The sequence below is a fragment of the Prevotella heparinolytica genome (assembly GCF_004342845.1).
GTDB lineage: Bacteria > Bacteroidota > Bacteroidia > Bacteroidales > Bacteroidaceae > Bacteroides > Bacteroides heparinolyticus.
The window spans coordinates 82,763-99,070 of sequence record NZ_SLXB01000007.1; the positions used below are offsets into that span (position 1 = coordinate 82,763).

Genomic DNA, 16,308 nt, shown 5'->3' on the forward strand with positions numbered 1-16,308 from the left:
AAAATCGTAAAATACATGATGAGGCCCATGAAACGGACTGGAAGGATGCTCTTCACTTTTATTTTTGTTTTGCAAAGCATAGTTGCATCGGCTCAATATCGGGTGCAAGGCACAGTGACCGATTCCATCGGCATTCCGATAGATGCGGCGGTGGTGGTTCTGATGAATCCCGAAACCGGTGTTTCCATTCGGCAGGGCATCACTTTCTCCGATGGAAAGTATAGCATGGATGTGGCGGGGGATATACAAATCTATGTAAGTTGCCTCGGCTATAAGCAATATTTGAGCGATCCGTTCAAAGTGGGTAATGATACTGTAATCTCCGATATCCGGTTGCGCTCTGAGAGTTTTCTGCTGGATGATGTGGTAGTCATCGGCGAGAAGCAATCTCCGTCGATAAAGATAGAGAGCGGGAAAATGATTTTCACGCCCAAAAACAGCAGCATCACGGCCGGAAGTTCCGCCCTTGAAGTACTGAAGAAAACACCGGGCATCTTCGTCGATGGAGAAAACAACATCAGCATCGGAGGTAAGAACAGTGTATTGGTCATACTCAACGGAAAGCAGACGTACATGCAGAAGGACGAGCTGGTTGCTCTGCTGAGGGCCACTCCATCGTCCTCTGTGGCTTCGGTAGAGGTCATCCACAATCCTTCGGCCCGATATGACGCGGAAGGCTCAGGCGGCATCATCAACATCAATATGAAGAAAAGCAAGATGGAAGGCTTTTTCTTTTCGCTCAACAACGGGGTTTCTTATTGGAATCACCCGAGAGAAAATACAGAACTCTCTTTCAGCTATACGAAAGGAAAATTCAGCCTGTCGGGCAACTACAATCATGCTTTCGGACATTTCGATATGGACTACGGTCTGCATCGTCGTCAGAACGGGAAAGACTATTACAGCCCCACGCAGGACACGGACAAGCGCAAGACCGTGTCCGGAAACCTGAACATGGAGTACGCACTGAGCGGGAAGCAAACCATCGGAGGACGCATAGATGCCAATACACTGTTCGGGCCGGGAATCACTAATACCGTGACGGAAATAAGGGATATGGAAAGCATGAAGCTGGAGCGGATTCTTTATGCCCAAAATGATTATTATATGCAGAAGGGAAACCGATATGGAGGAAACCTTTATTATATGTCAACGCCCGAAGAGGGTGTCAGCTACACGCTGGACATCAACTACGCATGGTTTGATGGCGGTTCCGGCAACCGGCAGCCTAACAAATACCTCGCACCCGACGGGAAAGTACTGGAGGATAACCTTTACAAGTCGGTAAATAGCAGGAATATCCATATCTATGCCTTGTCTTATGATCAGCAGCATCCTTTATGGAACGGTGAGCTGAAGTCCGGGATGAAATATTCATCGGTCCGTGCAGACAATGGTTATTGGTTCTATAACGTGGTGAACGAGAAGGAAATAATAGACCGTACCCAGTCCAACGCCTTCGGGTATAGAGAGCAAATACTGGCTGCTTATATGCTTTATTCTCGCGCTATAGGCGGCAAACTAAAACTGGAGGCGGGGGTGCGCGGCGAATATACCTTCTCCGACGGAACCCTGCACGTCATAAACGGGAGGAGCGACGAGAAGAACGAGCGTAACTACTTCAACCTGTTTCCTACCTTCAATTTGAACTACCGGTTCGACGATAATCATGCGCTTACACTGAGCTATGCAAACAGGATAGACCGTCCGGCTTATCAAGACCTGAATCCTTTTGAGTATCTTCTCGACGAATTGACCTCATGGAAAGGAAATCCCTTCCTCATTCCACAGAAAACGCATCAGTTGTCTCTCTCTTACTCTCACAAACGGACGGCACTGACTGTCTCTTATTCGTATATGAAAGATTATAAGACGCAAATCACCGATACAGTTTCCGTCAGCAAGATGATTATGACGTCGCGCAACATCGGGAAGCAGCAGAGGCTCTCGCTGACCTTGTTTCAGGGTCTTGATATGACGCGATGGTGGGAGGTGAACCTGAACCTGATAGGCTATTACATTAAAAACGACATCGCTTTCGACCGCTACCGGACATTCGATTTGGACGACTTTGCCGGTATTTTCTCCATTCAGAATACGATACGCCTTCCGTGGCTGATTCAAATGGAGCTGAACGGCTCGTATGCGACCAGACATTTGGGGACTTCCAATGAACACATAGAATCTTCGGGCTATGTCGATGTCGGTTTCAGTAAAAGCTTTGACGATAAAAGGTGGACGGTCAGTCTGGCTGTGAGCGACATTTTTCGAACCAGCCGATGGGATAATTACCGCTCATTCACCGGTTTTCAATTGTGGAATTGGGGAAAGAGCGAATCAAGGCAGATAAAGCTGAATGTAGCTTACAGATTCGGAAAGAAGAAGGATGCTTCGCACAATAGCAAGTTTGAGGAGGTAGATAGATTGTAGCCATATCTTCCTGTATAAAAGAATCAAAGGCTGCAATCATGCAGCCTTTGATTCTTTTGATGTATGCTGAGCTAAGCAGCCGTTTCCTATTAATATGCAAACAGTGGATACTCTTTCATTTTCTTGTTTACACGTGTGCGAACGTCTGCGATGACTTGTTCGTTGTCTACGTTGGAAAGAACGGTTTCAATCATTTCTGCAATATCAAGCATCAGGTCTTCCTTAGCGCCACGGGTTGTGATGGCGGGAGTGCCCAAACGGATGCCGGAGGTCTGGAAAGCCGAACGGCTGTCGAATGGAACCATGTTCTTATTTACGGTGATGTCGGCAGATACCAAGGCCTTTTCTGCAACTTTACCGGTCAGGTCGGGATATTTGCTGCGCAGGTCTACCAGCATGGAGTGATTATCCGTACCGCCTGAAACGATTGTGAAGCCACGGGCTATCAATGCCTGTGCCAATGCGGCGGCATTCTTTTTCACTTGCTTGGCATACTCTTTCCATTCCGGTTGCAGAATTTCGCCGAAAGCCACAGCCTTTGCTGCGATGACGTGCTCCAACGGACCGCCCTGAATGCCGGGGAATACGGCCGAGTCAAGCAATTGCGACATCATCTTGATTTCTCCTTTCGGAGTTGTTTTGCCCCATGGGTTGGGGAAGTCCTTACCCATCATGATGACACCGCCTCGAGGGCCGCGCAAAGTCTTGTGGGTGGTGGAAGTAACGATGTGGGCATACTTCACCGGATTATCCAGTTCGCCGGCAGCAATCAGTCCGGCAGGATGAGCCATGTCAATCAGCAGGATGGCGCCAACCTTGTCGGCAATTTCGCGCATGCGCTTGTAGTCCCATTCGCGTGAATAAGCAGATCCGCCGCCAATAATCATTTTCGGTTTCTCGCGCAGGGCAATTTCTTCCATTTGGTCATAGTCCACGCGTCCGGTCTCCTGATTCAGATTGTATTCGCAGGGAGTGTAGATGATGCCGGAAGTGTTGACCAACGAACCGTGAGAGAGGTGTCCGCCGTGAGCAAGGTTCAATCCCATGAATTTATCGCCCGGATTCAGTACGGTGAGGAATACGGCAGCATTGGCTTGTGCACCGGAGTGGGGCTGTACGTTTGCCCATTCTGCTCCGAAGATTTGTTTTAGTCGGTCGATGGCTATCTGTTCGCTTTGGTCTACTACTTCGCAACCGCCGTAGTAACGCTTGCCGGGATAACCTTCGGCATACTTGTTGGTCAGACAGGACCCCATGGCCTGCATAACTTGATCACTGACAAAATTCTCTGATGCAATCAGTTCAATGCCTTTGAGCTGACGTTGATGTTCTTTTTCGATGATGTCGAAAATTAAATCGTCTCTTTTCATTACTGCTTATTAGATAAGTTGATAAATCGGTGCTTTTCTCTTGTAGAGCACAAATTTAAAGGAAATAAATGAATAAACGGAAAGATGGTACAGAAAATTATGCTTAGAAAAGTACTCCGAAAGAAAAACTGAGCACGTTGTCCCGGCGTTTGAAACGTATTCTGTTTTTCGCGGTTTCATCCGTTGCTTTGTTTTCATCGGTCGGTATGTCGTAAGTGACGCGTTTGGAGATATTGTGCAGCCCGATATCGTAACGGAAATCGAAAAATATACGCGAGATGGTGACCGATACGCCCGTCGTAAAGCTAATGTTGAAAGGGTGTAGTTGCTCACGGATGTTTTTCTGATTGAATCCGTCAAACGTTATATCGCTTTTTTTATTCCAGATATATCGTATTTTAGGCCCTCCGAAGACGGCAAGGCGGTAAGGGCCTTCTTTGATAATGTTATAGCCATAGATGACAGGGAAGTCTATGCTGTGGATGGATGATGTAATGGAGGCCTCCACCGACGGGGGCGTTGTAGTGGCAACGGCCGGCAAAGGACGTTCGAAAGTGATGTTGCAACGATTGATATTGTATGAAATTTCGGGCTGAAGGAAGTGCCTATTGAAGTTTATCCGCATGAAAAGAGAACCGAAATAGCCTATTTTATAGTTGTTCTGTACTTCTTCAACGGGCACTCCGTCGACATTGAAGCTGGAGATGAGGAATAAAGAAGAAGTAAATCCGCCTTTAACGCCGAAATTTACCAGACGGTCTTTTCTTTGGATGGGTTGTTCATCATCAACTGTACCCGGCACCATAGGGGTCTGTGCCCACATTGCTGCGGAAAGAATCGCTGAGTATAAACAGATAAAGGTTCTTTTCAATTTCATGCCTGTTTTAAATATTTCATCGGTCGTTCGCTACTTGTTTCCTTTCTTTTCTACCGACCATCCGAATTTGCCTATCTTTTCGCCCAACTCATAATATCCGCCATGCACGTAGACCAACGGATTGGTTTCAGCCAATTCGAGCTTGCCGGTTTGTGGATTAAGGTTGCTTGTTTCGGCGCGTACGTTTACTACCTCGGCGATGAACATGTCATGCGAGCCGAGAGATATGATTTCCTTTACCCTGCACTCTATGCAGAGCGGAGACTCTTCGATGAGGGGAGCGCTGACCACGGTACTCTTTCCCGGCGTCAGACCCATTTCTTTAAATTTGTCATGGTTTCTGCCTGAGCGTATACCGCACCAATCAGTGGCATGTGCCATCTCTTTCGTGGTCAGGTTGATGACAAATTCCATGTTGCGTTTGATGATGTCGTAGGAGTATCGTTCGGGACGCACGGAAATGTAGCACATGGGCGGATTCGTGCAAATCGTCCCCGTCCATGCTACGGTCAATATATTATATTCTTCCGGAGTGCTTCCGCAACTCACCAGTACGGCGGGTAGCGGATAAATCATTGTTCCGGGTTTCCAGTCTTCTTTCACTTTGCTGTTCAGATTATTTCGATGTCTTCGCGCGTTTGTTCTTTTTCGCAGTAATGACATCGGATGATACAATTCTCTTTGTCTACCACATGAAAGCGTGTGGGCATCGGCTCGTTGTTCGTGACGCATTTGGGGTTGGCGCATCTCACTATGCCACGCAGCTCGTCGGGCAGACTGACTTCCCGCTTTTCTACCACCTCATAATCGCGGATGATGTTCAGTTTCACATTCGGAGCCACCACGGCAATGCGGTTTATCTCTTCGTCGCAGAAAAACTTGCCGGCAATTTTGATGATGCCCTTTGTGCCCAGTTTCTTGCTTTTGAGGTTGAAACCGATGGTGATGTTATTGCTCATGTGTTCCAGTCCCAACAAGGAGACTACGGTGAACAGCTTTTCGGAAGGAATATGGTCGATAACGGTTCCGTTTTCCAGAGCGGCAACCTGCAACTCTTGTTTTTTTTCGTTTAGCATCTTTCTATCTACTGTTTTGACGATTTACGAATTATTATTTGGCGAAATCCTTGACTTGCTCCAACGTGATGCCCAGTACATCGCACAGGATGGCTTCGCGTGCATACAGTCCGTTTTGTGCCTGCTGAAAATAGTAGGCTTTGGGGTTGTCGTCCACATCGTAGGCTATTTCGTTGACACGGGGCAGGGGGTGTAGGATGCGCAGGTTTGGGCGGGTGTGCTCCAGCATTTTGTTGCGCAGGATATAGACATTCTTCACACGTTCATATTCCATCAGGTCGGTGAAGCGTTCGCGTTGGACGCGTGTCATGTACAGGATGTCGGCGTCGGCGATGGTTTCTTCCGTAAAATCGGTGTGTTCCACATATTTTATGTTGTGTTCCCGACAATAGATTTTGTATTCTTCGGGCATTCTCAGCTCTTCGGGAGCAATGAGATGGAACGTGGGATTGAAGTGGCGCATTGCCATTAACAGTGAGTGAACGGTGCGGCCGTATTTCAAATCCCCCACCAGAAAGATGTTCAGGTTTTCCAGCGTGCCTTGCGTCTTGTGGATGGAATAGAGGTCGAGCATGGTTTGCGAGGGATGTTGATTGGCACCGTCTCCGGCATTGACTATGGGCACGGCAGTGACTTCACTGGCATAGCGCGCGGCACCTTCGAGATGGTGGCGCATCACAATGATGTCGGCATAGTTGCTCACCATTTTGATGGTGTCTTTCAGTGTTTCGCCTTTGGATGAACTGGTGGCTTTGGGGTCGGAAAAGCCGATAACACGTGCTCCGAGACGGTTTGCCGCCGTTTCAAAACTCAGGCGGGTGCGGGTGGAAGGCTCGAAAAATAGGGTGGCTACTACTTTCCCTTCCAGTAGACGCCGGTTGGGATGGGCCTCAAACTCTTTCGCCATTTCGAGCATGTAGAGGATTTTTTCCTTACTGTGTTCGGCAATGGTGACTAAACTTCTGTTTTCCATATCGTTGATATTCATTTATATTTTTCGAGAGTGTAAAGTTAAGTAAAATCTGCGTGCTGTGGAAATATGTAGGGAAGTTTTTTAATGGAATTTCCAAGCCCACACCTCAGCGGGCATATGCCCACACTTGAGCGGATGTATGCCCACACTTGAGCAGGCGTATGCCCGCACTTCAGCAGATGTATGCCCACACTTCAGCAGATGTATGCCCACACTTTATGGGAGATATTCCCACACTTCGGAAAAGGTAATCCCGCACTTCGGAAAAGACCGTGTTAAACCTCTGTAAACACAGCCTCTCATTTTGACAAGTGTAATGCTATGCTTCTGCAAGTGTTCGGAAACCTGTTTATCCGAAAAAGATAAGCGAAAACATGGGTGTATCCAATATATTTTCCTACCTTTGCCCTATTATTTAACTTTGATTTTAAGAACTCAACATGATAAAGAAAGTAGTCAAAATCCTATGGATTTTCATTGCACTGACAGCTCTTGTATGCGTATTGATATTCTTTTCCATAGCAAAAGGTTGGATAGGCTATATGCCGCCGGTTGAAGATTTGGAGAATCCTAACTATAAGTTTGCCACAGAAGTCCTATCGGATGACGGGAAAGTGCTGGGTACATATTCATACAGTAAGGAGAACCGCGTATTTGTAGGGTATGCCGATTTGTCACCGCACATCATCAATGCCTTGATTGCCACGGAAGACGTGCGTTTTGCCGACCATTCGGGCATCGATGCCATCGCTTTGGTCCGTGCTTTGGTGAAGCGGGGAATACTGATGCAGAAAAATGCCGGCGGAGGAAGTACCATCACCCAGCAGTTGTCCAAACAACTCTACTCGCCCAGTGCGGGGAATATTATGGAACGCCTGTTTCAGAAACCCATAGAGTGGGTGATTGCCGTGAAGCTGGAGCGCTACTATACCAAAGAGGAAATACTGACAATGTATCTCAATAAATTCGATTTTCTGAACAATGCGGTAGGTGTCAAGACGGCCGCTTTTACCTATTTCGGGTGTGAGCCGAAAGACCTGAGGCCGGAGGAAGCTGCCACCTTGGTGGGCATGTGCAAGAATCCGTCGCTTTACAATCCCATTCGCTACAACGAACGTTCGCGCGGACGGCGCAATGTGGTGCTCGACCAGATGCGTAAAGCCGGATATATTACTCAGACCGAATGCGATTCTTTGCAGACTTTGCCCTTGAAGTTGAAGTATAACCGGGTAGACCATAAGGAAGGACTTGCCACTTACTTTCGCGAATACCTGCGCGGAGTGCTCACTGCCAAGAAGCCGGACAAGAGCGACTATCGCGGATGGCAGATGCAGAAATTCTACGAAGACTCGTTGGATTGGGAGAATAATCCTCTGTATGGATGGTGCGAGAAGAACACCAAGAAAGACGGCTCGAAGTACAACCTATATACCGACGGACTGAAAATTTACACCACCATCGACTCGCGTATGCAGCAATATGCCGAAGAAGCCGTGACGGAGCACCTGAAAGAGTTGCAAGGTCATTTCTTCAAGGAGAAGAAAGGCGCTAAGAAAGCTCCCTACACTTTCCGGGTCACCCAACAGCAAGTAGACGAAATGCTGGGACGCGCCATGCGGCAGTCCGACCGCTATCGCATCATGAAGAAGAACGGGGCTTCCGAAGCCGAAATAAAGAAGGCTTTCAACACGCCCGAAGAAATGACGGTGTTCAGTTGGCAGGGAGGGAAAGATACCGTGATGACGCCGATGGACTCCATACGCTATTATAAATTCTTCCTTCGCGCCGGCTTTATGTCTATGGATCCGCGTAACGGATATGTGAAGGCATACGTAGGCGGCCCTAATTATCATTATTTTCAGTATGATATGGCAATGGTGGGGCGTCGTCAGGTAGGCTCTACCGTCAAACCTTTTCTCTATACGCTGGCCATGGAAAACGGGTTTTCTCCTTGCGATGAAGTGCGCCATGTGGAATACACGCTGCTTGACGAGAACGGGAGGGCATGGACACCGCGCAATACCAATAAAAAACGGTATGGCGAAATGGTGACGGTGAAGTGGGGGTTGGCAAACTCGGACAACTGGATTACGGCCTACCTGATGGGCAAGTTGAACCCATACAACCTGAAACGTCTGATACATACTTTCGGCGTGCGCAACCGCAATATCGTGCCTTCCGTCTCCTTGTGTCTCGGCCCGTGCGAAATCTCCGTAGGCGAAATGGTCAGTGCCTATACGGCATTTCCCAATAAAGGTATTCGGGTAGCCCCTTTGTTTGTTACTCGCATTGAAGATAATGAAGGTAATGTGCTGGCTACTTTTACTCCCGAAATGCAGGAGGTCATTAGTGCATCCAGTGCATACAAGATGCTGGTCATGCTGCGCTCCGTAATCAACGAAGGCACCGGAGGGCGTGTACGTCGCCTCGGTATAAAAGCAGATATGGGAGGCAAAACGGGAACTACCAATTACAATGCCGACGGTTGGTTCATGGGATTCACCCCCTCGCTCGTATCAGGTTGCTGGGTAGGCGGTGAGGATCGTGATATCCACTTCGACACCATGTTGCACGGGCAGGGAGCTTCGATGGCATTGCCTATCTGGAGCAAATACATGGTGAAAGTTTTGGGAGATAAATCCTTAGGTTACGATGAAAAGGAGACATTTCAGTTACCCGAAGGTTATGACCCGTGTAAAGACGATGGCAACCTGCATGAAGGAGGCAATCCGGAAGAACCGATAGAGGGGCTTGATGAATTATTTAATTAGCAGATGGTTTACACAATCAGCATTGGCAGTAACGAGCAACGGAAAGAGAACATGGCTTTGGCGCGCCGACGCCTGATCGAGCTTTTTCCGGGAATATGTTTCTCAAAAGAGGAGGAGACATCCCCCTTGCTTTTTCATCGTCCTGCTCTGTTTTCCAATCAGGTGGCACGTTTTTCCTCGGAACAGCAACCTGCGGAAATCCTCTTGCGACTGAAAGCCATAGAGCGTGAAGCCGGCAGAAAACCTGAAGAAAAGAAATTGGAGATTATCAGACTGGATATTGATTTGCTTTCTTGCGACGACACAGCCTATAAGCCGGAAGATTTGAAACGAGATTACATCGTGCACGGTTTGGAACAACTATCCTCTGGCCGCTATTAAAGAATAAACGTCGTGCTTTTCATCCACCGAACCGAAGCAGACGAAGATAAAAATAAAATTTGAAATGAAGTTTTTAGGAATTATTCCCGCCCGCTACGCATCTACGCGTTTCCCGGCCAAGCCTTTGGCTATGTTGGGGGGAAAAACTGTGATACAACGAGTTTATGAACAAGTGGCCGGTATATTGGACGATGCCTATGTGGCTACGGACGACGAGCGAATAGAGAATACCGTAAAGGCTTTTGGCGGAAAGGTTGTTATGACTTCCGTCCGTCACAAGAGCGGTACCGACCGATGTTATGAAGCCTATACCCGGATAGGAGGAAACTATGATGTCATTGTGAACATTCAGGGTGATGAACCTTTCATTCAAGCTTCTCAATTGCAAGTAATCAAAGCCTGTTTCGACACTCCTTCCACCCAGATAGCCACCTTGGTGAAACCCTTCACTGCCGACAATGATTTCGAGGCTTTGGAAAACGTAAACTCTCCGAAGGTCGTACTCGACCGGAACATGAAGGCTCTCTATTTCAGTCGCTCCATTATTCCTTATCAGCGCAATGCCGACAAGAAAGATTGGTTGAAGAATCATGTTTATTATAAACACATCGGCCTGTACGCCTATCGTGCAGAGGTATTGAAGGAGATAACGTCACTTCCCCAATCTTCGCTCGAATTGGCTGAATCGTTGGAACAACTGCGCTGGCTGGAAAATGGATACAGCATCAAGGCGGGCATCACCGAAGTGGAGACCATAGGCATAGATACTCCACAGGACTTGGAACGCGCTGAGAGATTCCTTGAAAGTTGTAGTTTATAAACTTATCGGAATAGCATGCTGAACCGAACGAATCGTCCTGCCGTCATAGAGCCGGAACAACTGGCCGTACAAAAGCCGGAATTTGTATTGTTGCCTAACGGCATTCCCTTGAATATACTCAATGTCGGTGACAACGACGTGATGCGCGTAGATTTATTAATGGGGGGAGGGCGCTGGCAGCAGACCTGCCCTTTGCAATCGTTGTTCACAAACCGCATGCTACGTGAAGGAACCAAACGCTACACTACTGCCGAGATAGCGGAAAAGTTGGATTACTATGGGGCTTGGTTGGAACTTTCCAGTGCTTCGGAATATACGTATGTCACACTCTATTCATTGAACAAATATTTTGCTGAGACACTGGATGTACTGGAATCTATTATAAAAGAACCGACGTTTCCGGAAAAAGAATTGAATGTAATTGTAGATAGCAATATCCAGCAATTCCTCGTCAATTCGTCCAAAGTGGATTTTCTTGCGCATCGTGGATTGATGAGCGCCTTGTATGGTGAGCAGCATCCCTGCGGACGGTTGGTTCGGGAAGTCGATTATCGGCACATCACCCCCGATGTTTTGCGCGAGTTTTACAATCGTCATTATCATTCCGGCAATTGTAGCATTTATCTTTCGGGAAGAGTGACGGACGAGAATCTATGCAGAATAGAGAAGGTGTTTGGCAATGAGTCTTTCGGCAAGGATTTCCGCAAACCTGATAAGAAAGAGTTTTCTCCTGCCACTCTGTCCGAAAAGCGCGTCTTCATAGAGCGTCCCGAAGCCCTGCAAAGTGCTGTCCACATGGGCATGCTCTCTTTGGATTATAGCCATCCCGATTATTTGAAAACACGTGTGCTGGTGACGCTTTTCGGAGGATACTTCGGCAGTCGTCTGATGTCCAATATCCGAGAGGAAAAGGGATATACTTACAACATTTCGGCCGGTCTCATGTCCTATCCCGGGCAGGGAGTACTGGTTATTAACGCTGAAACTGCCAACGAATATGTGGAGCCTCTTATCGGGGAAGTCTATTACGAGATGGAGCGGCTTCAGAATGAACCGGTATCCGACGAAGAACTCGGTATAGTGAAGAACTATATGTTGGGAGAGATTTGCCGTAGCTATGAATCACCTTTTTCTTTGGCGGATGCATGGATTTTTGTACAAGTATCCGGCTTGCAGGATACCTACTTTGTTGATATTCTGAATGTGGTAAAAACCGTCACACCCCAAGAAATCCGTAAACTTGCCGAATGTTATTTTTGCAAAGAGACATTAAAAGAAGTGGTATCCGGCAAAAAAATGTCATAAAAAACGGAAAGCTACGCCTTATGTAAAGAGATAAACCTTATCTTTGTGCATAATACTTAGTTTTTAATCCATGAAATATCTATATACGGTACTCATTCTGACTTTATTATGCCAAGCCAATATCGTGGCTCAAGAAAAAAAAGGAACTTTCTTGAATAAGGTGAAAACTACTTTTTCATCCGAAATTACCATAGGAACTTATACTTTTAAGGAAAACGGAGCTATATATACCGGTGAAATGAAAGGTCGTAAACCCAATGGAAAAGGTAAGACCGTCTTTAAAAACGGGGATATATACGAAGGCGAATATGTGAAAGGCAAACGGGAAGGATATGGAATCTATATTTTTCCGGACGGCGAAAAATACGAAGGACAATGGTTTCAGGATCAACAACATGGTAAAGGTATCTACTACTTCATGAATAACAATCGCTATGATGGCATGTGGTATCAAGATTATCAACATGGCAAGGGAGTGATGTATTATTATAACGGCGACCGTTATGAAGGCGATTGGGTGAGTGACAAACGAGAAGGAGTAGGTACATATACATGGAAAAACGGCTCTAAATATATCGGTCTGTGGAAAAACGATAAGAAGGACGGTAAAGGAACGCTGACTTGGAACGATGGTTCCAAATACGAAGGTCTGTGGAAAAAGGATGTTCGCGATGGCAAAGGAACTTTTGAGTATGCCAATGGAGATAAATACGTGGGAGGCTGGCTGGATGACATGCAGCATGGTAAAGGTCTCTATTTCTTCCATACGGGTGACCGTTACGAAGGTTCGTATGTTCAGGGTGAGCGCACTGGTGAAGGTATTTATTATCATGCCAATGGTGATAAGTATGTAGGTAATTTCAAAGACGGTAAGCAAGAAGGTCGTGGTACTTTTACGTGGCACAATGGTGCCGTGTATGAAGGCGAATGGAAAGATAACCAACGTAACGGATATGGTATCTACAAATGGAATGTGGGCGATTCGTACGAAGGTGAATGGAAAGATAATAAATTCAATGGCCGAGGCATCTTGATACAGACCGATGGAACAAAGTATAAAGGCAGTTTTGTGAACGGCATGGAAGAGGGTAATGGCGTTTTAGAAGATAAAAACGGAAATCGCTATGAAGGCTTTTTCAAGCAAGGGAAAAAACACGGCCCTTTTGTTGAGACTGACAAGAATGGAAAAGTGATGAGAAAAGGAACCTACAAAATGGGGAAATTGGAAGCCAATGATAGATGATAAGAGGCATTGGCTTATTTTATAGTGCCGAGAAATGGACTATGCCACTGGCAAACTGGGCACTCATCTCACAACAATTGGCCATAAAATTTGGAGACAGGTATGAAATCATGTAACTTTGCAGGCGGAAAGGCCTCTCATCTGGAAAACACGATTGGAAATCGTGTCTCCCATCTGAGGTTAATGTAATAAGAGAAATGGTCTTGACACAGTTCAACTTACACTACCTATAAGAGAACTTATAACTGAATCCCGTTTCTATTTACACAAAATTATGGATACTGCCTTTTTATACTTATCTCTTATTCTTTCTACTTTTATGAACGTTTAGGCTTATTGTTTTGCCTATTCCGGTTGTTCCTGTTTCTCGGTTTACGACCATCATTTCCCCGTTTATTTCCACCAAACGACTTTGGATTATATTCAGGAGCTTCTCCAAGTTCCTCTGGAATCGGTATCTTATAAATATCTTTTTCCAGAAAACGCTCAATGGCCTTAAAACTCCCTTGCTCTTTTTCAGATACAAAAGTGATGGCTACACCGTCATTGTTTGCACGGGCTGTACGACCGATGCGGTGCACATAATCTTCACTGTCATGAGGAACATCATAGTTTATCACCAAACGAATATCATCAATATCAATGCCTCTCGCCACAATATCCGTAGCCACCAAGATATTGATGCGCCCGGCCTTGAACTCATACATCACGGCCTCACGCTGTGCTTGCTCCAGATCAGAGTGCATCTCACCGACATTCAGTTTCATTTGCTTCAAAGCTTTAGTCACCTCTTTCACTTTCAATTTGGAGGAAGCAAAAATGATGACGCGCTCCGGCGTTTCTTCGGCAAACAAATTACGGATAATCCCCAACTTCTGATTTTCATAACAAACATAAGCAGCTTGCACAATTTTCTCTGCCGGCTTTGAAACAGCAAGTTTAACCTCCACCGGATTATTGAGTATATTGCTGGCCAGCTGTTGAATCTTGGCCGGCATAGTGGCAGAGAACATTATTGTTTGACGCCCTTTGGGAAGATATTTGACTATCTGCATGATATCATCATAGAATCCCATATCAAGCATACGGTCCGCTTCGTCCAAAATAAAATAAGAGACGCGGGAAAGGTCAACATACCCCAAGCTGAGATGAGCGATCAGACGACCGGGAGTAGCAATGACAACATCAGCACCTAAAATCAGCCCTTTTTTCTGCTGCTCAAACAAAATACCGTCGTTACCACCATATACGGCCACGCTGGATACCGGCATGAAATAAGAAAAGCCTTCCATCTGCTGATCTATTTGTTGAGCTAATTCGCGTGTGGGAGCCATGACAATACAATTAATGGCATCTGCCGGATGGCCACCTTCTGAAAGTTTATTCAGTACAGGCAATAAATACGCAGCGGTTTTTCCGGTTCCGGTTTGTGCTACCGCTATCAAATCCCGTCCTTCGAGTATGACCGGAATAGATTTTTCTTGTATAGGCGTGCACTCTTCAAAACGCATGGCATCCAACGCATCGAGTACATTGTCATTTAAATTCAGTTCGGCAAAATTCATGTATATCTTTTAATTTGAGCTTATTTATGCTTTTGAGACAAAGATAGAAAAAAGACTTCTAAAATAGGATCTTACGTAAAATAAGTTCTGTAAGGAGTTCTATTAATTTCAACTGTATCGAAAGATTTTGGTTATGTTATTGAGGAAGGTCAATATACGAATCCTTAAATCCTAAGAAATAAAGAACTCCGTCCAAGCCAATCGTATTAATTGACTGCTTGGCATTGGCCACCACTTTGGGTTTTGCGTGGAAAGCAATTCCCAGACCTGCAACGCCAAGCATTGGTAAATCATTGGCTCCATCACCCACGGCAATGGTTTGAGCAATATCTACTTTCTCAACTTGAGCTATCAGACGCAACAGTTCGGCTTTTCGTTTGCCATCTACCACATCTCCCAAATAGCGGCCGGTCAACTTTCCATTTTCTATTTCCAGTTCATTGGCATACACATAATCTATTCCATACTTCTTTTGAAGATATTGTCCAAAGTAAGTGAAACCTCCTGAAAGGATAGCTATCTTGTAGCCATATTTTTTCAACACATACATTAAACGATCCACTCCCTCTGTGATAGGTAGACTTTCTGCAATATCTTGCATCACAGACACATCTAAACCTTTCAACAGAGCCACTCGCTCGCGGAAACTTTCTATGAAGTCAATTTCACCGCGCATGGCACGCTCGGTAATGGCTTTTACCTGTTCGCCCACTCCCGCACGTATGGCAAGTTCGTCAATAACTTCGGTCTCTATCAGAGTAGAATCCATATCAAAACATATCAAGCGCCGCATCCGGCGATACATATTATCTAATTGAAAAGAGAAATCCATTTCTAAATCCGCCGCCAATTTCATCAGTTCTTCCTGCATGGCAATGCGGTCTTTCGGCGTGCCTCGTACCGAGAATTCAATGCATGCCCGTGTACGGGACTCATATTCATTCAAAGGGATGCGCCCTGTAAGTCGCTTGATGGCATCAATATTCATGCCTTGCTCTGCCAGAATGCGAGTCACTGTGGCGATTTGACGAGCTGATAACTTACGTCCCAACAATGTAAGAATATAACGATTCTTACCTTGCATGCTCACCCAGTTTTCATACTCTTTTACTGTAATGGGATAGAAACGAACAGTTACTCCCAAAGACGAAGCTTTAAAAAGCAACTCTTTCATAATGAAACCTGAGTGTTGCTCCTCTGTCTTACATAGGATTCCCAGTGAAAGAGTATTATGAATATCTGCTTGTCCTATATCTAAAATAGTAGCATCATATTTAGCCAGAATTTCTGTGACAGAGGCTGTCAAACCGGGACGATCTTCCCCTGTAATACGAATCAGGATGAGTTCAGTGTTCAATTGTTGCATAGGCCACATCTTTTTGATAATCTAATAGGTTACAAAAGTAGGTATTTTTTTTGCTATCTATGCTAAATAACATAAAAAGATGGATATTAAAAGCAAGTTTTTTAGTTGTTTATTTGGAGGTTTGTTTAATA

The 16,308-nt window shown here is 45.8% G+C and carries 13 protein-coding genes; 6 read left to right on the plus strand and 7 right to left on the minus strand.

Translation table 11 applies throughout. The annotated features are described in order from the left end of the window. The first annotated feature begins 27 nt into the window (after positions 1-27). Positions 28-2,430, plus strand: coding sequence for an outer membrane beta-barrel family protein (locus EV202_RS05430; RefSeq protein WP_131925946.1), 2,403 nt, complete (start codon positions 28-30; stop codon positions 2,428-2,430). A gap of 89 nt (positions 2,431-2,519) precedes the next feature. Here EV202_RS05430 and glyA read toward each other — a convergent pair whose 3' ends face one another. From glyA to pyrB, 5 genes are all read right to left on the minus strand, one after another. Further along, a complete protein-coding gene (gene glyA, locus EV202_RS05435; RefSeq protein ID WP_131925948.1) occupies positions 2,520-3,800 on the minus strand; it encodes a serine hydroxymethyltransferase in 1,281 nt (426 codons plus the stop codon). Positions 3,801-3,903: 103 nt separating this feature from the next. Continuing rightward, complete coding sequence (locus EV202_RS05440) at positions 3,904-4,677, minus strand: porin family protein (protein WP_131925950.1); 774 nt, start codon at positions 4,675-4,677, stop codon at positions 3,904-3,906. A gap of 30 nt (positions 4,678-4,707) precedes the next feature. Further along, entirely contained in the window at positions 4,708-5,280 is a 573-nt protein-coding gene (locus EV202_RS05445; protein WP_131925952.1) for a flavin reductase family protein, read from the minus strand. 8 nt (positions 5,281-5,288) lie between these two features. Continuing rightward, a complete protein-coding gene (pyrI, locus tag EV202_RS05450; RefSeq protein WP_106068757.1) occupies positions 5,289-5,753 on the minus strand; it encodes an aspartate carbamoyltransferase regulatory subunit in 465 nt (154 codons plus the stop codon). 34 nt (positions 5,754-5,787) lie between these two features. Next, a complete protein-coding gene (gene pyrB, locus EV202_RS05455; RefSeq protein WP_106070460.1) occupies positions 5,788-6,726 on the minus strand; it encodes an aspartate carbamoyltransferase in 939 nt (312 codons plus the stop codon). A 440-nt stretch (positions 6,727-7,166) separates the two neighbouring features. Here pyrB and EV202_RS05460 point away from each other — a divergent pair, with 440 nt between their 5' ends. The 5 genes from EV202_RS05460 (at position 7,167) to EV202_RS05480 (ending at position 13,246) form a co-directional block, all read left to right on the plus strand. Continuing rightward, complete coding sequence (locus EV202_RS05460; RefSeq protein WP_131925954.1) at positions 7,167-9,497, plus strand: transglycosylase domain-containing protein; 2,331 nt, start codon at positions 7,167-7,169, stop codon at positions 9,495-9,497. 3 nt (positions 9,498-9,500) lie between these two features. Continuing rightward, entirely contained in the window at positions 9,501-9,878 is a 378-nt protein-coding gene (locus EV202_RS05465; protein WP_106068759.1) for a 2-amino-4-hydroxy-6-hydroxymethyldihydropteridine diphosphokinase, read from the plus strand. 64 nt (positions 9,879-9,942) lie between these two features. Beyond that, the gene (kdsB, locus tag EV202_RS05470; protein ID WP_106068760.1) at positions 9,943-10,698 is read left to right on the plus strand and encodes a 3-deoxy-manno-octulosonate cytidylyltransferase; all 756 of its coding nucleotides are present in this window, start codon (positions 9,943-9,945) and stop codon (positions 10,696-10,698) included. A gap of 15 nt (positions 10,699-10,713) precedes the next feature. Continuing rightward, entirely contained in the window at positions 10,714-12,003 is a 1,290-nt protein-coding gene (locus tag EV202_RS05475; protein ID WP_131925956.1) for a M16 family metallopeptidase, read from the plus strand. A 70-nt stretch (positions 12,004-12,073) separates the two neighbouring features. Continuing rightward, positions 12,074-13,246, plus strand: coding sequence for an MORN repeat-containing protein (locus EV202_RS05480; protein WP_131925958.1), 1,173 nt, complete (start codon positions 12,074-12,076; stop codon positions 13,244-13,246). 317 nt (positions 13,247-13,563) lie between these two features. Here the strand turns inward: EV202_RS05480 and EV202_RS05485 are convergent, their stop codons facing one another. Further along, on the minus strand, positions 13,564-14,811 hold the full coding sequence (locus EV202_RS05485; RefSeq protein WP_125239532.1) for a DEAD/DEAH box helicase: 1,248 nt from the start codon (positions 14,809-14,811) through the stop codon (positions 13,564-13,566). 136 nt (positions 14,812-14,947) lie between these two features. After that, entirely contained in the window at positions 14,948-16,177 is a 1,230-nt protein-coding gene (gene serB / locus EV202_RS05490) for a phosphoserine phosphatase SerB (protein ID WP_106068764.1), read from the minus strand. Between the last annotated feature and the right edge of the window lie 131 nt (positions 16,178-16,308).

Coding starts and splice junctions, on each gene's coding strand:
- pyrB (WP_106070460.1), bottom strand. CDS start 6,726: ATGGAAAACAGAAGTTTAGTCACCATTGCCGAACACAGTAAGGAAAAA.
- EV202_RS05430 (WP_131925946.1), top strand. CDS start 28: ATGAAACGGACTGGAAGGATGCTCTTCACTTTTATTTTTGTTTTGCAA.
- EV202_RS05480 (WP_131925958.1), top strand. CDS start 12,074: ATGAAATATCTATATACGGTACTCATTCTGACTTTATTATGCCAAGCC.
- kdsB (WP_106068760.1), top strand. CDS start 9,943: ATGAAGTTTTTAGGAATTATTCCCGCCCGCTACGCATCTACGCGTTTC.
- EV202_RS05475 (WP_131925956.1), top strand. CDS start 10,714: ATGCTGAACCGAACGAATCGTCCTGCCGTCATAGAGCCGGAACAACTG.
- glyA (WP_131925948.1), bottom strand. CDS start 3,800: ATGAAAAGAGACGATTTAATTTTCGACATCATCGAAAAAGAACATCAA.
- serB (WP_106068764.1), bottom strand. CDS start 16,177: ATGCAACAATTGAACACTGAACTCATCCTGATTCGTATTACAGGGGAA.
- EV202_RS05460 (WP_131925954.1), top strand. CDS start 7,167: ATGATAAAGAAAGTAGTCAAAATCCTATGGATTTTCATTGCACTGACA.
- EV202_RS05440 (WP_131925950.1), bottom strand. CDS start 4,677: ATGAAATTGAAAAGAACCTTTATCTGTTTATACTCAGCGATTCTTTCC.
- EV202_RS05465 (WP_106068759.1), top strand. CDS start 9,501: ATGGTTTACACAATCAGCATTGGCAGTAACGAGCAACGGAAAGAGAAC.
- pyrI (WP_106068757.1), bottom strand. CDS start 5,753: ATGCTAAACGAAAAAAAACAAGAGTTGCAGGTTGCCGCTCTGGAAAAC.
- EV202_RS05485 (WP_125239532.1), bottom strand. CDS start 14,811: ATGAATTTTGCCGAACTGAATTTAAATGACAATGTACTCGATGCGTTG.